This window comes from Glutamicibacter sp. NPDC087831, assembly GCF_044742845.1.
GTDB lineage: Bacteria > Actinomycetota > Actinomycetes > Actinomycetales > Micrococcaceae > Glutamicibacter.
In genome coordinates this window covers 136,208-153,160 of the sequence record NZ_JBIUVH010000004.1, presented here as the reverse complement: position 1 = coordinate 153,160, position 16,953 = coordinate 136,208, and the positions used below count along the sequence as shown (strand labels likewise).

Annotated in this window: 16 protein-coding genes; 13 read left to right on the top strand and 3 right to left on the bottom strand. The window is 65.2% G+C overall.

Going from position 1 to position 16,953, the window contains the following annotated elements:
• The first annotated feature begins 27 nt into the window (after window positions 1-27).
• Genes ACIOJF_RS13700 through ACIOJF_RS13690 form a run of 3 tightly spaced genes read left to right on the top strand, consistent with a single transcriptional unit; the run spans window position 28 to window position 3,017 of the window.
• Window positions 28-927 (top strand): 3-methyladenine DNA glycosylase, encoded by a 900-nt coding sequence (locus tag ACIOJF_RS13700; protein WP_105662398.1) that lies wholly within the window; start codon window positions 28-30, stop codon window positions 925-927.
• 32 nt (window positions 928-959) lie between these two features.
• Window positions 960-1,391 (top strand): hypothetical protein, encoded by a 432-nt coding sequence (locus ACIOJF_RS13695; protein WP_388024563.1) that lies wholly within the window; start codon window positions 960-962, stop codon window positions 1,389-1,391.
• A gap of 48 nt (window positions 1,392-1,439) precedes the next feature.
• Window positions 1,440-3,017, top strand: coding sequence for a sodium:proton antiporter (locus ACIOJF_RS13690; RefSeq protein WP_105657981.1), 1,578 nt, complete (start codon window positions 1,440-1,442; stop codon window positions 3,015-3,017).
• Here ACIOJF_RS13690 and ACIOJF_RS13685 read toward each other — a convergent pair.
• Window positions 3,014-4,144: a methyltransferase domain-containing protein gene (locus ACIOJF_RS13685; RefSeq protein ID WP_105657980.1), complete on the bottom strand. Its 1,131-nt coding sequence runs from the start codon at window positions 4,142-4,144 to the stop codon at window positions 3,014-3,016. The genes ACIOJF_RS13690 and ACIOJF_RS13685 overlap by 4 nt on opposite strands.
• 179 nt (window positions 4,145-4,323) lie before the next feature.
• Here ACIOJF_RS13685 and ACIOJF_RS13680 point away from each other — a divergent pair, with 179 nt between their 5' ends.
• On the top strand, window positions 4,324-5,316 hold the full coding sequence (locus tag ACIOJF_RS13680) for an ankyrin repeat domain-containing protein (RefSeq protein ID WP_388024565.1): 993 nt from the start codon (window positions 4,324-4,326) through the stop codon (window positions 5,314-5,316).
• 3 nt (window positions 5,317-5,319) lie between these two features.
• Here ACIOJF_RS13680 and ACIOJF_RS13675 read toward each other — a convergent pair whose 3' ends face one another.
• A complete protein-coding gene (locus tag ACIOJF_RS13675) occupies window positions 5,320-5,730 on the bottom strand; it encodes a YchJ family protein (RefSeq protein WP_402473694.1) in 411 nt (136 codons plus the stop codon).
• A 220-nt stretch (window positions 5,731-5,950) separates the two neighbouring features.
• Here ACIOJF_RS13675 and purS point away from each other — a divergent pair, with 220 nt between their 5' ends.
• From purS to ACIOJF_RS13630, 9 genes are all read left to right on the top strand, one after another.
• Window positions 5,951-6,202, top strand: coding sequence for a phosphoribosylformylglycinamidine synthase subunit PurS (purS, locus tag ACIOJF_RS13670; protein ID WP_102598679.1), 252 nt, complete (start codon window positions 5,951-5,953; stop codon window positions 6,200-6,202).
• Window positions 6,202-6,954: a phosphoribosylformylglycinamidine synthase subunit PurQ gene (gene purQ / locus ACIOJF_RS13665; RefSeq protein ID WP_102598680.1), complete on the top strand. Its 753-nt coding sequence runs from the start codon at window positions 6,202-6,204 to the stop codon at window positions 6,952-6,954. The genes purS and purQ overlap by 1 nt, the downstream gene beginning before the upstream one ends.
• Entirely contained in the window at window positions 6,951-9,266 is a 2,316-nt protein-coding gene (gene purL, locus ACIOJF_RS13660) for a phosphoribosylformylglycinamidine synthase subunit PurL (protein WP_400291159.1), read from the top strand. Before purQ ends, purL begins: the two co-directional genes overlap by 4 nt.
• Before the next feature lie 151 nt (window positions 9,267-9,417).
• A complete protein-coding gene (locus ACIOJF_RS13655; protein WP_402741749.1) occupies window positions 9,418-10,797 on the top strand; it encodes a helix-turn-helix domain-containing protein in 1,380 nt (459 codons plus the stop codon).
• Window positions 10,798-10,994: 197 nt separating this feature from the next.
• The gene (fepB, locus tag ACIOJF_RS13650) at window positions 10,995-12,017 is read left to right on the top strand and encodes a Fe2+-enterobactin ABC transporter substrate-binding protein (protein ID WP_402741748.1); all 1,023 of its coding nucleotides are present in this window, start codon (window positions 10,995-10,997) and stop codon (window positions 12,015-12,017) included.
• Between the two features lie 10 nt (window positions 12,018-12,027).
• The gene (locus ACIOJF_RS13645) at window positions 12,028-13,047 is read left to right on the top strand and encodes a FecCD family ABC transporter permease (RefSeq protein ID WP_400291153.1); all 1,020 of its coding nucleotides are present in this window, start codon (window positions 12,028-12,030) and stop codon (window positions 13,045-13,047) included.
• Window positions 13,044-14,063, top strand: a complete 1,020-nt coding sequence (locus tag ACIOJF_RS13640; RefSeq protein ID WP_402735275.1) for a FecCD family ABC transporter permease — start codon at window positions 13,044-13,046, stop codon at window positions 14,061-14,063. Before ACIOJF_RS13645 ends, ACIOJF_RS13640 begins: the two co-directional genes overlap by 4 nt.
• A 14-nt stretch (window positions 14,064-14,077) precedes the next feature.
• Window positions 14,078-14,926 carry a siderophore-interacting protein gene (locus ACIOJF_RS13635; protein ID WP_402741747.1) on the top strand — a complete coding sequence of 283 codons (849 nt, stop codon included), beginning with the start codon at window positions 14,078-14,080 and terminating at the stop codon, window positions 14,924-14,926.
• Entirely contained in the window at window positions 14,910-16,262 is a 1,353-nt protein-coding gene (locus tag ACIOJF_RS13630; protein ID WP_402741746.1) for an enterochelin esterase domain-containing protein, read from the top strand. The genes ACIOJF_RS13635 and ACIOJF_RS13630 overlap by 17 nt, the downstream gene beginning before the upstream one ends.
• Before the next feature lie 150 nt (window positions 16,263-16,412).
• Here ACIOJF_RS13630 and ACIOJF_RS13625 read toward each other — a convergent pair whose 3' ends face one another.
• Window positions 16,413-16,940 carry a hypothetical protein gene (locus ACIOJF_RS13625; protein WP_402735272.1) on the bottom strand — a complete coding sequence of 176 codons (528 nt, stop codon included), beginning with the start codon at window positions 16,938-16,940 and terminating at the stop codon, window positions 16,413-16,415.
• Window positions 16,941-16,953: the final 13 nt, after the last annotated feature.

Sequence of the window (16,953 nt, the reverse complement as noted above, 5' to 3'; positions counted from 1 at the left end):
CGGCCCATGAATTGAATAATTAGAAGTATGCCTCTGACCGCCGCCATTTTGGAACCCTCGCAGTGGATGCCGCCTGCCGCTGAGCATGAAGCACGGGCTCGGGCCTTTGGCGAACCTTTCGTGGAACGGCGGATGAAGGGCAAGAAGCATCCCATCGAGGACTTCCTGTTCACCTATTACACGCAAAAGCCGGGCCAGCTCTACCGCTGGCATCCAGGGATGAACGTGGTTCTAGCCGGAGACGCGGCCCAAGAACGCGGCGAGTGGAAGTTCTACCGCAGAGTCCAAACCGGCCACGGTACGGGATACCACTTCGATGCGGAGGCATTCGGCAAGGCGCGCGCCCGAGCCATCGAGTTCGCCCGCATCATTCTGGCCGGCACCGCGCAGCGGCCAGGAAACTTCTCCTGCTTCGGCCTGCATGAATGGGCGATGGCCTACAAATCCGAGGCCAACGGCATCCGCCATGAATATCTCCCGCTGCGCTTGGGTGCGCAGGGAACCGACGAAGTGGTGGAAACCCACAAGATCCGTTGCACCCACTTCGATGCATTCCGCTTCTACACTCCCCAGGCGATCGAGCTCAACGAGCTGCAGCCGACCAGGGAAACCCAGCGCGACCTGGAGCAGCCCGGTTGCTTGCACGCCAACATGGATCTGTATAAGTGGGCCTATAAGCTCTCCCCTGCGGTGCCAAGCGACTTGGTCATGGACTGCTTCGAGCTCGCCTGGGACATTCGCACCATGGATATGCAGGCGTCCCCCTATGATCTGGGCGATTGGGGCCATGAACCCATCCGCATTGAAACTCCCGAGGGCAAGGCCGCGTACGTGAGATTGCAAAAGGAATTTGCCCAGCGTGCCGACTCGCTGCGCAATCAATTGCTGGAAGTCGCCAACAACCTGCCAATCTTCCCGGAAGACTAGAACTTATTCGCGGCCGCAGGCAAGATTGATCCATGGTTACTGCACGGGGCCTTCGCCTGATTCCGGCCGGTATCGCGCTCGGCTGCGTGAGCCTCTCGCTGGCTTCCTGCGCCACCAGCATCGGACAGGGGCCGCAGACCCAATTGGAAATCACCATTCGCGATGACGGCAGCGAAATTTCACAGCAGTACTCCCTGGAATGCACCGGCGAACAAGCCGCTGAATCCAGCACATTGCCGAACGCATCCAAAGCTTGCTTGCAGCTCGAGCTTGAACCCGGTGCCATTGCCGGAGAAGTTGATCCCCAGGAAATCTGCACCGAAATATACGGTGGACCGCAACGGGCCGAAATAAGCGGAACCCTGCACGGCGAGACGGTGAATACGAGCTTTTCACGGCATAACGGCTGCGCCATCGATCGTTGGGATGCCGCCTCATTTCTACTCGGTTCCGTGAAATCATGAGTCGATAACCCCTGAATAACTGCGCGGAGAAACTAGAATAGTAAGACTATGGAGTTTTTCCTGCTGGTTATCGCGCTGCTATTCGCCACGATCTTGATTGTCGGCATCGGGGAACGCATTAAATTGCCCTACCCGATCTTGATGCTGATTTTCGCGACGCTGGCAGGTTTCTTGCCGTTCATGCCCGAAATGCATATTGAGCCCGAGCTGATCCTGCCGATCTTCTTGCCGCCTTTGCTTTTCGCTACGGCCCAGCGCAGCAGTTGGTCGGTGTTCCGCTTCCGCTGGAAGGCCCTGATCCGGCTGGCCGTGGTGCTCATCGTGGTGACAGCAGGCACCGTGGCCGCTACCGCGCTGGCCTTCTCCCCCATCGCTTCCATTCCGCTGGCATTGGCGTTGGGCGCAGTAGTGGCCCCGCCTGACCCGGTCGCGGTGGATGCGATTGCCACCAAGGTGAAAATGCCGCGGCGCCTGACGTCCCTGCTGGAAACCGAGGGCCTGTTCAACGACGCAATGGCCATCGTGATCTTCCAGCTGGCCGTCCAGGCAACCCTGAATGGCTCGGAAGTCGGACTCGAAATCATTCCGCAGTTCCTGCTCGGTGCCGCAGGGGCGGTAGTCCTGGGTCTGGCCATGGGCTGGGCCATCGGCGCCTTGAACCGTTTCGTTCCCAACCTGGCAGCGCGTTGCGCGGCCACCTTGGTGGCACCTTATGCGGTCTACATGATTGCGGAGGAGCTGCATATTTCAGGGGTCATCGCAGTGGTGGTGACGGCCCTTGAAATGGTGCGGCGGGACCGCCCCCAGGACTCTGCCGAACGCCTAACCCGGCAATCCTTCTGGGAAGTGCTCGAGCTGCTGGCCACCGGCCTGGCTTTCGGCTTGATGGGCATCGAGATGAACCAGGTGATCCAGGAGGAAGGCAGCAACCTGATCGGCTTCATCCCGGGCATCGCCGCGATCTGCTTCGTGGTCATCGCAGTGCGTGCGCTGTGGATGCTGGCGACCTACTACCTGCCCAACCGCAGCAAGCCCAAGATTCCTGCGCGCAAGGATGCGCTGGTGCTCACTTGGTGCGGCATGCGCGGGCTGGCGACTTTGGCCTTGGCCCTGGCACTGCCCAAGGTCGCAGCGGATGGATCGGCCATCGAGGGACGCAACTTCGTGGTGGTCGCCGCTTGCTCCGTCTTGCTGTGCACTTTGGTGCTCCCGGGCCTGACCTTGCCAGCGCTGATGCGCGTGCTGAAGCTGCGCAACAACGAGCAAGATGCCAAGCGTGCCCGCCGGGCCCTGGCCCGTCGCGCCGAGGCTGTCGCACTGGCGGCGCTGCGCAAGAACGTGCAGCTCGAAGAGCTGCCGGAGAATTACCAGCAGGCAGTGCGCCGGCGCATGAACTCGCTGCATACCATCCTGGCCAAGGACCCGGATCCGCACGATGCGATCTCGGACGAAAAGTACACGCAGATTCGCGCGGTGATCGCCAAGGCCGATTCGATCCAGGCCATCGCCCTGGAAGCCGCCCGCGACGAGCTGCTCAAGGCCCGCCGCGAACCGAATATCGACCCGCACATCGTTGACGAGATTGTCGGCCGCCTTGACCGACGCACCGCAACCCTGGATCGCTAGGCGGCCTTGCGCTCCAGCTTCACGATGACTTCGTAGTGGCTGGTCTGCGGGAACATGTCCATGACGCGAGCCTGCTGCGGAGCGTAGTTCTCCAAACGCTCCAGGTCCCTGGCCAGTGACTTCGCGTTGCAGCTGGAGTAAATGATGTGCTGGACATCGGACTCGTTCAGCCACTTCGATAGCTCTGCGGAGATACCGCGGCGCGGAGGATTCACGATTACCGCCTCTGGCGCCCAGCCGGCACCCAGCGCGAATTCGGTTGCGTCTTGGACCCTGAAATGGATGTCATCCAGCTCCATGGTCTTGGCGCTGGTCTTTGCCGATTCAACGGCTTCCCCGCTGGTCTCGATGCCGTACACGGTACGGTCCTCGGTAGCGCAATGCAGTGCGAAACCACCCACCCCGCTGTACAGATCCCAAACGCTTTCGGGGTTGGCATCGTTGATCCATTGGCGGGCCTGCCGGTACAAGGCGGCAGCGATCTCGCTGTTGGTCTGGAAGAAGCCCTGGGGGCGCAGGTGCATCGGTACGCCGTTCAGCCCGAATTCCAAGGTGGTTCGGCGGGTAAGAATGATTTCTTCTTCGCCTTCCAGCACTGCCTTGTGCTCAGGCAAGAAGTTCACCGACACCACGCTGTGGCGTGGAAGCTGCTCAAGGAATTGCGGCAGCGAATCACGCAGTGCCACAAAATGCTTCTTGGTGCGCAATACCCAACGGACCATCACCGAACCGGTATCCGACAGGGTGAGAATCACATGCTTGAGTTCGCCCTTGCGCTTGGGAACGTCGTAGGGAATGAGCTTCAGATCATGAATGAACTGCTCGATGACCGGGAATACGGCACGTAGCGGTGCTGCGATGACTCCGCAGTTGCGCAGATCGACACCGTGGCCGTCGGCATCCAGGATGCCGATGGTCGGCTGGCCGGTGGTTCCGGAAATGACCATTTTGGCTTTGTTGCGGAAGCCCTGTTCGCTACTGGCTTGGGGCGGAAGGAATTCCAGGCCTGGGAAGCCGGCCAGCAGCTGCTGGCAATCCGCTACCTTAGATTGCAGTTGCTGGGCGTAAGGCACCGTCATCAAGGTGCATGAGCGGCAACGGGAGGCAGAAAAGTAAAGGCATTCCATGGTGCTTATGATTTTAGCGAAGATCGGCCGGCACCGAGCACAGAGAAATCTTGGCGCTGATTGACCGCAAATTTTCAGCTTTGGCCGCTAAGCTCGCAATTGATCAAAAGTTACTGAGCAGAATCCCTGCATGATGCGAAAGCCATACGGGGAAGGGTTGTTTAACCGCGAAAGGACAGATGGCACTTCATACCGGGCTATCCACGCATCGCCGTGGCATTGCATTGCTTGCACTCCCCCTTGCTGCCGTGATCGGCGCCTGCACGAGTTGCGCCGCTTCTTCACCCCAGGCTCATGAAGTTTCTTCCACCCCGGTTCCCGCCCCGTCTTCCAGCAGTGCCACCGAAAAATCCCTGCCCGCTCCGAGCAAGGCCGCAGCAAGCTCCAGCGTCCCGCTTCCGGCTCCAACCGGGAACAATGCCACTGCTCCCACCACGACTCCGAGCAATTCAGCCAAGCAGCCCGCCGGCACTCCGGCCAAGCCCGAAAGCTCCAAGACATCGCTGTCGCCCCTGGCCTCGGGTGCCAACACTGGTGCCTCCATCAAGGCGCTTCCCAGTTCAGCGGCCGAAATGTCCAAGGCCACCACGCAGCTGTTCGCTGCAGTGAATCGAGGCAAGCTGAAGGACGTCAAGGCGGCGCTCAAGGATGGAGCTGACCTCGACGCGCAGGACGAGGCCGGTCGCACCGCGCTGATGCGTGCAGTCATCAACAAGAACCCTGCCATCGCCAAGACCCTCTTCGAAGCAGGCTCGGATCCCGACAAGAAGGACGACTTCTACGAGTCGCCGTTCCTGCGCGCGAGCGCCAATGGCCAGGTTGAAACGCTGAAGCTTCTCATTGACGGCGGGGCCGACCTCACGGCGGTGAATCGCATGGGCGGGACCGCTTTGACCGTCGCCAGCGAGAATGGCCGGGTTCAGGCCGTGCGCCAGTTGCTCCGCACCGATATCCCGGTAGACCAGGTTAATGACCTGGGCTGGACGGCCCTGCACGAAACCATTGTCCTGGGCCAGGGCACCGCCAATGCCATCACCATCGCGCGTTTGCTGATTATCAACGGGGCGGACCCGCATTTGGAGGACCACTCCGGTTCTGATGCATTCAAGCTAGCGCGTGAACGCCAGCAGAGCCAGATGCTGACCATGCTGCAGGCTGCAGCCAAGCGCTGAATCCTAGAGGGCGTCGAGGTAGAACCAGGCGCCGTCCTGCTTCACGAAGGTGCTGACCTCATGCTGCTGCGCTTCATGCCGGCCGTCGCGATAGTACGCAGCGAATTCCACCACCCCGCGGGAGGCCGCCGCGCCGCCAGCACGGGTTGAAATGATCTCCAAGCCGGTCCAGCGCATCTGCGAATCCACGTCCAGTTCCTTGGGCCTCGTGCTCTCATGCCAGGTCGCCAGCAAATACTGCGACAGCCCCAGCACGAAGGCGCTGTAGCGTGAGCGCATCAGCTGCTCCGCGGTCTGCGGCAGCAAGGAGCCGTCTTCCCTTCCGTCATGCAAGGGCTTGCAGCAGTTCTCGTAGGACAGCTTCGCAGCGTCCAGGACTCGGCAGGCGCAGACGGTTTGACTAGCATTTTTCACAGTTTCAGCATACGCGTCGAGCGCGCTTCGACAACCCGTGAGCCTAAGATCACATGACTTAAACCGCAGGATATCGGTGCTATCGCGCACAGGGACGTTTTCCCCATCACATTCACGGGTAGACTATGAAGGCAAGCTCGCGGAGCGCCAAATCCCCCTGGTGTGAGACGGCATCTCCGTGTGGCATTTAACTTAACCTCGCCAACAGGAGATATGCCGGATGCCCCGCATCGTTGTAGATGTCATGCTCAAGCCAGAAATCCTTGACCCTCAGGGCAAGGCCATCGCGGGAGCTCTTCCCCGCCTAGGCTTCACCTCCTTCGAAGCTGTCCGCCAGGGCAAGCGCTTTGAACTGTCCGTGGACGGCGAGGTGACCGAAGAAATCCTCGCCCAGGCTCGCGAGGCTGCAGAAACCCTGCTTTCCAACCCGGTGATCGAAGATGTCGTCAACGTCGAGGTATTCGAAGACTAATGAGTGCCGAACTTCCCCTGATTGGCGACTATTCAACGCCAAGCACTGAACTTTCCGGAGCGCGCATCGGCGTGGTGACCTTCCCGGGCACCCTCGATGACCGCGACGCCGCTCGCGCCGTGCGCGCAGCCGGTGCCGAAGCGGTGTCCCTGTGGCACGCCGATACCGACCTGCAGGATGTCGACGCCGTGGTGATCCCCGGCGGCTTCTCCTACGGCGACTACCTGCGCGCCGGCGCGATCTCCCGCTTCGCACCGATGATGGCGAAGATCGCAGATGCCGCGAACTCCGATGCCAAGCTGCCCGTGCTGGGCATCTGCAACGGTTTCCAGATCCTCACCGAGTCGCACCTGCTGCCCGGATCGATGATCAAGAACGACCACTTGAAGTTCATCTGCCGCGATCAGCTGCTGCGCGTGGAGAACAACCAGACCGCATGGACCAACGGCTTCGAAGCAGGCCAGGAAATCACCATCGTGCTGAAGAACCAGGATGGCCAGTACGTGGCCGACGAGAAGGTCCTGGACGAGCTCGAAGCTGAAAACCGCATCGCGTTCTCCTACGTGGGCTGGAACCCGAACGGCTCGCGCCGCTCGATCGCCGGCGTGAGCAACAAGGCCGGCAACGTTGTCGGCCTGATGCCGCACCCGGAGCACGCCATTGAGGCCGGCTTCGGCCCGGACCACCGCGGCACCGACGGGCTGGCATTCTTCACCAGCGTTCTGACCCACCTTGTTGGAGGCAAAAAGTGAGCCAGGAAGCCACTAAGGAATTCAATATCGACACCGTCGATAACGCAGCGGGCACCCCGGATGTAGAACTGCCATGGGCAGAGCTGGGCCTGAAGGACAACGAGTTCGCCGAGATCGTGAAGATCCTGGGCCGTCGTCCGACCGCCGCTGAATTGGCCATGTACTCGGTCATGTGGTCCGAGCACTGCTCGTACAAGTCCACCAAGAACCACCTGCGCCAGTTCGGCCAGAAGGTCACCCCGGAAATGAAGAAGGACCTGATGGTCGGCATGGGCGAAAACGCCGGTGTCACCGACCTGGGCGACGGCTGGGCCGTGACCTTCAAGATCGAGTCCCACAACTCGCCTTCCTACGTCGAGCCGTACCAGGGTGCCGCTACCGGCATCGGCGGCATCGTGCGCGACATCATCTCCATGGGCGCCCGCCCGATCGCCGTGATGGATCCGCTGCGTTTCGGCGCGATCGACCACGAGGACTCGCAACGCGTCGTGCACGGCGTGGTCTCGGGCATCGGCGGCTACGGCAACTCGCTGGGCCTGCCGAACATCGGCGGCGAAACCGTCTTCGACCCGATCTACCAGGGCAACCCGCTGGTCAACGCACTGGCCGTGGGCGCACTGCGCCACGAGGATCTGCGCCTGGCCAACGCCTCGGGCGTGGGCAACAAGGTCGTGCTCTTCGGTGCGCGCACCGGTGGCGATGGCATCGGCGGCGCGTCGGTGCTGGCCTCGGAGTCCTTCGACGACACCAAGCCATCCAAGCGCCCGGCGGTCCAGGTAGGCGACCCGTTCGCCGAGAAGGTGCTCATCGAGTGCTGCCTGGAGCTGTTCAAGGCCTCGCTGGTCGAGGGCATCCAGGACCTGGGCGCTGCGGGCATCTCCTGCGCCACCAGCGAACTGGCCTCCAACGGCGAAGGCGGCATGCAGGTCGAGCTGACCAACGTGCTGCTGCGCGACTCCACCCTGACCCCGGGCGAAATCCTGATGTCGGAGTCCCAGGAACGCATGATGGCCGTAGTCACCCCGCAGAACATCGAAGCGTTCGAGGCCGTCATGGCCAAGTGGAACGTGGAGTACTCCTGGCTGGGCGAGGTCACCGACACCGATCGGCTGATCATCACCTGGAATGGCGAAGTCATCGTGGACGTGGACCCGAAGACCGTCGCCCACGACGGCCCGGTCTACGACCGCCCGTATGCCCGCCCGCAGTGGCAGGATGCGCTGCAGGCTGACACCTTCAAGTCCTCGGAAGCCGGCGCCAACCTGCCAGCTACCGGCGAAGAGCTGAAGGCCGCCGCCCTGGAGCTGATCGCCAGCCCGAACATGTGCGACAAGTCCTGGATCACCAGCCAGTACGACCGCTACGTCGGCGGCAACACCGCGCTGGCCGCCCCGGACGATGCCGGCGTGGTCCGCATCGACGAGTCCACCGGACTCGGCGTGGCCATCGCCACCGATGCCAACGGCCGCTACACCTACCTGGACCCGTACGCCGGCGCCCAGCTGGCGCTGGCTGAGTCCTACCGCAACGTCGCCACCTCCGGTGCGATCCCTGCCGCTGTTTCGGACTGCCTGAACTACGGCTCCCCAGAGGACCCGGATGTCATGTGGCAGCTGGCCGAGGGCATCCGCGGCCTGTCCGATGCGTGCATGGAGCTCGGCGTCCCGGTCACCGGCGGCAATGTCTCGCTGTACAACCAGACCGGCGACAAGGCCATCCACCCAACCCCTGTGGTTGCGACCCTGGGCAAGTTCGACGACGTCGCTCGCCGCACCCCTTCGGGCTGGCGCGAAGAGGCCGACGGCCAGGCCATCTACCTGATCGGCACCACCGCCGATGAACTGGACGGCTCGGAGTTCGCCAACCTGCGCGGCCACCTCGGCGGCCTGCCGCCAAAGGTCGACCTGGCTGCCGAGAAGGCACTGGGCGCAATCCTGATCAACGCCAGCCGCGACGGCATGATCGACGCCGCGCACGACCTGTCCGAGGGCGGCCTGCTTGCAGCGCTGTCCGAGATGGTCCTGCGCTACGGCGTTGGCGCTCGCGTGGCCCTGGACGAGATCAAGCAGCGTGACGGCATCGATTCCTTCACCGCGCTGTTCTCGGAGTCCCAGGCACGCGCCTTGGTTGCCGTTCCACGCAGCGAAGAGGTCCGCTTCAACGACATGACCAGTGCCCGCGGTGTAACCGTGGCCCGCATGGGCATTGTCGATGCGCAGTCCGGCGTCCTGGAAGTCCAGGGCGAGTTCACCGTTTCGGTGGATGAGCTGCGTGAAGCTTCCGAAGGCACCATGAAGAAGTACTTCGGCTAGGCTCCAGCCAACCTGTCAACGGCGGCTCTCCTCATCGAGGAGGGCCGCCGTTGTCCATCTGCACCCAGGCTGTCCCCGCGCGCGCCGCACCTCGGAAACGATAATCTGGGAACACCACAGTTCCCGTTCCCGGCTTCCAAAGGATCTGACCATGGCTGAACCCGACGGGCTGCCCGCCGCGGCCCTGCAGCCAGTGGTGGTGAACTGGAAATGCAATCTGACCTACAGCATCGTGGTCTGGGTCAGCAACGGGACGGCGCGCGTGCATTTCGAGGAAACGGTGCAGCTGCTGCAGGCCGGCCAAGCGCTGTGGATCCCGCGGTTCATTGCGCACAAGGTGGAGCATGATGCCCACTCCCTGGCCTTGTCGATCATGGTCAGGACAACGTCCAACCACAGGCTGGGCGACGGGTGGCGGCTGATCAACGTGCCGCCGGCCCAATCGCAGTGGATGTTCCACCTGATGCTACTGACCCTCTCGCCCGTGCACCAGGGCCAGGCCAGTGCGCAGCGGGTGCTCGATACGCTGGCGCATTTCGCCGTCGCCTCCCCCTCCTCCACCCGGCCCGTTCCGCTGGCCATGCCACGGCACAGCGCAGCCCGGAAGGTAGTCGCCCACCTGCTGGCCCATCCGCACGGCACGCTGCACTTGGCCGATTATGCGCGGAAGTTCGCCGTGTCCGAACGGACCTTGCGCCGCGCATTCCTCGCCGAAACCGGACTGAATTTCCGGCAATGGCGCCAGCAGGCACGGCTCGGCGCGTTGGACCGTGTGCTTCCGCACAGCGCCAGCCAGCCTCCGGCCTTGACCACCCGCTGGATGAACCTTGCCAACCAGGATCTGGTGCTCTGGGCGGTGCGCGGACGAGCCAGCATTTGCCAGCTGGCCCATGGGGAAGGCACCGGACGCGAACGCACCCAGCAGCTGCAGGGCGGGCAATTCATGCTGGTCCCTGCCGGGCAGTCCCTGCGCCTGCAGATCGAGCAGGGCTCGCTGCTGATCCCGCTGTCCCTGCCAGCCGGTTCTCTGCCGTCCGGGCAGCAGCACCGGATGCCCTGCCAGCTGCCGGTCGAGTTCTTCCAGGCCATGCTGCACCGCGCGGTTTCGCACATCACGCTGCTGCGTCCGGTCCACTTCGACCCGCTCGACACCGTGAAGCTGCTGCAGCTGGTGCCGAATTATCCCGGATTGCCCTGGCCGCACTCTGCCGAAATGCGTTCGCTGGCCGGCACCCTGGCCGCCGATACCCGGGGCAAGCTGCCGGCGTCCGCTGCCGCCGCGCAGCATGGCCTGAGCCTGCGCCAGCTGCAGCGGCGCTGGAGCGCCGAGACCGGCATGAGCCTGCGCTCCTGGCGCCAGGCCTCCCGCTTCCAGCATGCCGAAGCCTTGCTGAATGCAGGATTCCCGGTGCCGATGGTCGCCCTCCAGCTCGGATTCAGCGACGCCGGGAACTTCTCCCGCGCCTACGCTAAGACCCGCGGACGCCGTCCCAAGCCGGCAGACTACACCCTCCCAACGGACATTTTTTGATCACTTAACGACATCTTAGCCTTCTCGATCCACCACCGGAACCCGCTGGAAATCCCGGAAATTCCGGCAGATAATGCTCGGTTGGAACCATAGGGGCAAGGTGAGCCTAAATTAACCCCGGCTAAGGTGGGAGACCGTCACCCCTGAACTCCACCGCGCCGCCTTCGGCGCGGATACCCACCGAGGAGCAACCCCCCATGCGTTCATCCGCTCGCAAATTCGCATCCCTGGCCGCTGCAGCGGCCCTCACCCTTTCGCTTGGCGCCTGCGCCGCAAACGGAACTGCCGCAGCAGACGGCTCCCCGGCCGCCGATTCCGCGGACACCGGCAGCTGGCCGCGCACGCTCACCGATGACGCCGGCAACGAGGTTCAGATCCCGGCCAAGCCGGAACGCATCATCTCCACCACGGTGTCCACCACCGGCACCCTGCTGGCCCTGGATGCCCCGGTCGTCGGCTCCTCCACCGCCGCCATCAGCCCGCAGAGCGACGAGAACGGCTGGTTCACCCAGTGGGCCGATGTCGCAGTTGAGCGCGAGGTGTCACCGGTCTACCAGCTGGGCAACTTCAATCTGGAGGCCGTCGTGGCCCAGGATCCGGATCTGATCGTGGTCTCGACCTCTGGCGCCGACTCCGAAATGGACAACCTCGAGCAGCTGCAGTCGCTGGCCCCGACCTACGTGGTCAACTACGGCGACAAGGACTGGAAGTCGCTGGCCGAGGAGCTGGCCGAAGCCACCGGCACCGAAGCCAACGCCGAATCGATCGTCAGCGAATTCGACCAGCGCGCCGCCGAGATCAAGGAGAAGCTGGCCATCCCGGCCGGCAGCACCGCTTCGATCGTCTCTTACAACAAGGGCGCCGATTCCCCCGTGGGCAAGCAGAGCGGACCGCACTCGGCCCTGATCAGCGCGATGGGCTTCGAGATCATCGAGCCTCCGGCGCAGTTCGACACCTCCGCCCAGAAGCGCGAGGACTTCGCCTTCACCAGCTACGAAGGCCTGTCCGAATCCGCCACCGGCGACTCGGTCTTCCTGATCTCCGCCAACGACAAGACCGCGAAGTCCTTCGCCGCGGATCCGACGCTGTCCAACCTGCCCTCGGTGACCAGCGGCAACATCTTCCCGCTGGCCAACTCTTTCCGCCTGGACTACTACTCCTCCAACGACATCCTGGACTACTTCGAGAACGAGTTCCCGGGATTGAACGCAGGCAAGTAGGCCACCGGCAGTGCTTCAAGAACGCAGTGCCCGCCGCCGGCCCAGGGTTTCGCCCTGGCTGGCGGCTTCGGCCGTCCTGATGCTGCTGGGGCTGCTCTCCTGCGCACTGGGCACCAAGAACATCTCGCTGGCCGAGTCCTGGGCCGCCCTGGCCAGCTTCGATCCGGGGAACAACGACCACCTGCTGGTGCGCGAGCTGCGCGTGCCGCGCACGCTGCTGGCCGTGGTGGTCGGCGCCGGGCTGGGGTTGGCCGGCGCGCTGATGCAGTCCATGACCCGCAACCCGCTGGCCGAGCCCGGGCTGCTGGGCGTGAACGCCGGCGCCGCCTTCGCGGTGGCCATCGCGATCACCGTCGGGGTCGTGCAGCCGGCCGGCTACATGTCCTTTGCCTTCGCCGGGGCGGCCGCGGCCAGCCTCATCGTCTACTTCATGGGCAGCCGCAGGCAGTCGGGCAATGACGTGGTGCGCCTGGTGCTCGCCGGCGCCGGGCTGTCGGTGATGCTGATGGCCGCCACGCAGATCCTGGTCATCGGCGGCGGCACCGAAACCCATGAGCGCTTCGCTTCCTGGACCACCGGCTCGCTGCAGGGCCGCGGCTACGACGTGCTGCCGATCGCCGCGCTGGTGGTGCTCGCCGGCGCGGTGATCGCCCTGGGCCTGTCCCGTTCGCTGGACGCGCTGGCCCTGGGCGAAGACAGCGCCCGCGCGCTGGGCGTGAATCCCACCCGGGCCTGGCTGCTGTCCTCGCTCGCGGTGATGCTGCTGGCCGGGGCCGCCACCGCGGCCGCCGGGCCGATCAGCTTTGTCGGCCTGGCCGCCCCGCATGCGGCGCGGATGCTCGTTGGCGCACAGCACCTGCGCAGCCTGCCGCTGTCCATGCTGCTGGGCGCCGGTGTGCTGCTCATCGCCGACATCGCCGGGCGCATGGTGGCCGCCCCGGCGGAAATCGGTGCCGGGGCGATGAGCGCCCTGATCGGCGCACCGGTGTTCATCTACCTGGCCCGTCGACGACTGAAGGCGGGCAAATGAGCACCCGAACCCCTGCAACACAGCGATTCACCCGCACCCGCACCCGCCTGGTGCTCGGCATCCTGGCGCTGCTGCTGACGCTCGGCGCGCTGCTGGCGATGGGCACCGGAACCATCATGCTGGGCCCGGGCCAGGTGCTCGGCGCGCTGCTGGGTTCCGGCGAGCCGAAGGACGTGCTGGTGGTGCAGAAGATCCGCGCCCCGCGCGTGCTCACCGCCATTGGCGTGGGCGCGGCCCTGGGCGCGGCCGGCGCCTGCTTCCAGTCGATCTCCCGCAACCCGCTGGGCAGCCCTGACATCATCGGCTTCACCACGGGTGCCGCCACCGGCGCCGTGGCGCAGATCGTGCTGTTCAGCGCCGGCGCCTGGGCCACCGGCCTGGCCGCCATGGTCTGCGGGCTGCTCACCGCCGCGGCGGTGTACGCGCTGTCCTTCTCCAAGCGCACCACCGGCGGGCAGCGCCTGGTGATCATCGGCATCGGCGTGGGCGCCATGCTCGGCGCGGTGAACACCATCCTGCTCTCCAAGGGGGACGCGGACCTGGCCGCCCAGGCGAACCTGTGGCTTTCGGGATCGCTGGGCGGGCGCAGCTGGGCCGACGCGGGCCTGGTGGGCCTGTGCCTGCTGGCGCTGCTGCCGCTGCTGATGGCGCACGGCCGGCACCTGACCCTGTTGGAAATGGGCGATGACACCGCCCAGGCGCTGGGCGTCAGCGCCGAACTGGTCCGCCGGATCACGATCTTCGCCGCCGTCTGCCTGACCGCCGCGGCCACCGCCGCCGCCGGCCCGATCGCTTTCGTGGCCCTGGCCTCCGGGCAGATCATCCGCCAGCTGATCGGCAACCGCACGGTGCCGATCTGGCAGGCGGCGCTCACCGGGGCGCTGCTGCTGCTGGCCTGCGACGTTGCCACCCAGCATCTGCCGCTGCGCGCGCAGGTGCCCATCGGCCTGGCCACCTCGCTGGCCGGCGGCCTCTACCTGCTCTACCTGCTCACCCGACCGACTACCCGAACCTGACCCGAGGAGCACCCATGCCAGCCAATGAAATGATCGTCGAGGAGATCATCGACTACACCCCGCGGATGCGCCGGGTGGTGTTCTGCGGAGCCGGGGTGGCCGAGTACCTGGCCGCCCCGCCGTGCGTGCCGAACATCAAGATCTACTTCCCTGCTCCGGGCCAGCCGCTGGACCAGCCCGGCGAGGACGAGCGCGGACGCTGGGTCTTCACCGGCGACCAGCGCTCGCGGGTGCGCACCTACACGGTGCGCTTCATGGACCAGCAGGCCTCGAGGCTGGCCATCGACTTCGTCCGCCACGGGGACGAGGGGCTGGCCAGCGCCTGGGTGGAACGCATCGCCCCGGGCGATGTGCTCGGCGCCCTGGGCGGCGGCGGGCTGGTGCTCAAGCCCGGCGGCCACGCCCTGCTCTTCGGCGATGAGACCGCGCTGCCTGCCATCAGCGACACCCTGGAGCAGATGCCCGCCGGCCAGCTCGGCCAGGTGTTCATCGAGGTGGCGGACGAGGACGACATCCACCCGCTGGCCAAGCCCGAGGGCGTGCAGGTGCACTGGCTGACGCGCGGCGGGGCGCCGGCGGGAAGCACCGGGCTGCTCATCGAGGCAATGCAGCGGCTGCAGCCGCCGGCCGGTCACGCAGACTTTTCCGGCGTGCACCTGTGGGTCGGGGCCGAGTCGCAGGTGGTGCGCTTCGCCCGCAAGTGGGCGGCCCGCGTAGGGATCGAGCGCGCCAACCGGCTGATCATCGGCTACTGGCACCAATCGATGGACGAGGTGGCCTACGGCAAGGACTCGGATCACGACCGGGTCAAGGACGAGATGGACTACGAGCGCCCGGGACATGAGCATGCCCATGCACACTGAGCGCACCCCGTACGCCGCGGCAGCACCGCGGGTCGAAGCCCGCGGCAACGGGGCGGCCACCCCGCGGGCGCGCGGATTCCTCGCTTCCCGGGTCAGCCCCGAAGGCATCGCCGCCCTGCCGGCGGCCCTGGCCGCGGGCAGCCTGGACTACCCGCTGGTCGACCGCTGCGCCACGACAGGCGATGGCGGCCAGGACATGGTGCATGCGACGTTCCTGTTCCTCGACGAGCAGCCCGCGGATCCGGCGCGGGCGGTGATCCTGTCAGCCAATGCGCTAGTGGACCATGAGGACCTGGCGGCCAGCGAATTCGAGCAGTCCGGCGAGCGCCTGTGGAGCATTACCCTGCTGGTGCCTGCCGACTGGGTTGCCTCCTACCGGATCACCGTGCACCGCGGTGACGGCCCGGCCCCCTGGCATCAGGCAGCGGACCGCCGCGCGATCCGGCTGGCGGCTGATGGCGGAGGCCCCGATCCGCTGAACCCGCAGGTTTCGGCCACCATGAACGGCGCCGCGGTGTCGGTATTCCGCGGTCCCAAGGCCACGGCCAACCCGCATCTGGCCCCGGCGGTTCCCGCCGCGGGGCGCAGTGGGCCATCGCTGGGCGGCTGGGGTGCGGCCGAGGCCGGCACGCAGGGGTTGCACCCGCGGCTGAGCCACCACCTTGTGCAGGATGAGAACTGCGCACGCGAACGCAGCGTGTGGATGTACCAGCCGCCAGGCAGCGAATCCGGCGCCCAGCAGGAGCCGACCCCGCTGGTGGTCGTGCATGACGGGGCCACCTGGGTGAAGCACCTGTCCTTCGCCGAGAGCCTGGACAATGCGATCAACGCCAAAGTGCTGGCGCCGGTGCACGTGATGTTCGTGGATTCCACGTCGATTCCGCTGCGCTCCGACGAGTTGCCGCACGCAACGGGCACCACCCGCTCGCTGGCTGGGCAGTTCCTGCCCTGGGCGCGCAGCGGCTTCAACGTGCGGGCCGATCCTGCCGGCACGCTGCTCACCGGTTCGTCTTTCGGCGGTCTCGCCGCGATGCTGGGGGTTCTGCTTTACCCGGAACTGTTCGGCAAGGCAGTGGCGCAATCCCCCTCGCTGTGGCACACCGATGTGTCCGCGCAGCTGCAGTCATTGGCTGCGCACGTTGAGCTGGAAATCCAGGCGGGGTGCTATGAAACGCGCATTGCCGAATCCTGTGCGCAGACCCTCGGCGCCCTGCAGGGCAGCGATGCTGCACAGCGCATCCAGTACCAGCTGTTCTCCGGCGGCCACGACTGGGCCTGGTGGGCACCGGAACTGCTTTCCGCGCTGGTGCGCGCCTATCCCGCGGCAGGCCACTGAGTGCAGTTGGCGGCGGTCCTCCTCTTTGGGCAGGGCCGCCGTTTTTGTTTGGGCAGATTATTTGGCGCTGAGCACTTCTTCGAGCTCTTTTCCGTTAACAAGGATCCGGGCCTCGCCGGTACCGGGCGCGGTCATCGCGGTGTATTGGAGCTATTCGACAATGCGCGGATCATCGCAGGCGCCGCCGGATTTCACGGTTCCGCTCAATTCGACGGTCACCGCATCGCCTTCCACCGCCGATGAAACGTAGTCGAGGCCGGAGCCGGCCAAGGCGTTGCGCAGCACTGATTCTCCGAGCATTTCCTCGTCATCAGCCAGGAGTGCGGTGATCGAGGCCTCGACTTGGTTGGTGAATTCCTCTGGTCCCGTTTCGGTCGCGACCAGCGAGTCGCCGCAGCCGATCTCCGACCCCGACTTCCCCTCATCGCCCACGGCAACATAGAACAGCGTCAGGGCGGCTGTGGTTGGCTCCGCGGAACTCGCCGCCGGATCCGCGCTCTGCGCCTCAGTAGAGGCGCCGGTGCTGGCTGGCGGCTCCGCGGTAGCAGTATCAGCGCTGGTTGGCTGCGGCGGGCTTCCGGGCGTTTCACTGCCGGGGCCTTGGCTGCAGCCGGCCGCAAGCATGAGCACCGCAACAGCGAGCGCCAATGGCACCGGGGAGGTTCGTTGAGTTCGCATGGTAATTCCTCCT

What these genes read in the sequence shown, in the direction of transcription:
- ACIOJF_RS13685 (WP_105657980.1), bottom strand. Translation starts at nt 4,144, where the DNA reads ATGGAATGCCTTTACTTTTCTGCCTCCCGTTGCCGCTCATGCACCTTG.
- ACIOJF_RS13625 (WP_402735272.1), bottom strand. Translation starts at nt 16,940, where the DNA reads ATGCGAACTCAACGAACCTCCCCGGTGCCATTGGCGCTCGCTGTTGCG.
- ACIOJF_RS13700 (WP_105662398.1), top strand. Translation starts at nt 28, where the DNA reads ATGCCTCTGACCGCCGCCATTTTGGAACCCTCGCAGTGGATGCCGCCT.
- ACIOJF_RS13635 (WP_402741747.1), top strand. Translation starts at nt 14,078, where the DNA reads ATGCCAGCCAATGAAATGATCGTCGAGGAGATCATCGACTACACCCCG.
- ACIOJF_RS13690 (WP_105657981.1), top strand. Translation starts at nt 1,440, where the DNA reads ATGGAGTTTTTCCTGCTGGTTATCGCGCTGCTATTCGCCACGATCTTG.
- ACIOJF_RS13680 (WP_388024565.1), top strand. Translation starts at nt 4,324, where the DNA reads ATGGCACTTCATACCGGGCTATCCACGCATCGCCGTGGCATTGCATTG.
- fepB (WP_402741748.1), top strand. Translation starts at nt 10,995, where the DNA reads ATGCGTTCATCCGCTCGCAAATTCGCATCCCTGGCCGCTGCAGCGGCC.
- ACIOJF_RS13655 (WP_402741749.1), top strand. Translation starts at nt 9,418, where the DNA reads ATGGCTGAACCCGACGGGCTGCCCGCCGCGGCCCTGCAGCCAGTGGTG.
- purQ (WP_102598680.1), top strand. Translation starts at nt 6,202, where the DNA reads ATGAGTGCCGAACTTCCCCTGATTGGCGACTATTCAACGCCAAGCACT.
- ACIOJF_RS13630 (WP_402741746.1), top strand. Translation starts at nt 14,910, where the DNA reads ATGCCCATGCACACTGAGCGCACCCCGTACGCCGCGGCAGCACCGCGG.
- ACIOJF_RS13695 (WP_388024563.1), top strand. Translation starts at nt 960, where the DNA reads ATGGTTACTGCACGGGGCCTTCGCCTGATTCCGGCCGGTATCGCGCTC.
- ACIOJF_RS13640 (WP_402735275.1), top strand. Translation starts at nt 13,044, where the DNA reads ATGAGCACCCGAACCCCTGCAACACAGCGATTCACCCGCACCCGCACC.
- purS (WP_102598679.1), top strand. Translation starts at nt 5,951, where the DNA reads ATGCCCCGCATCGTTGTAGATGTCATGCTCAAGCCAGAAATCCTTGAC.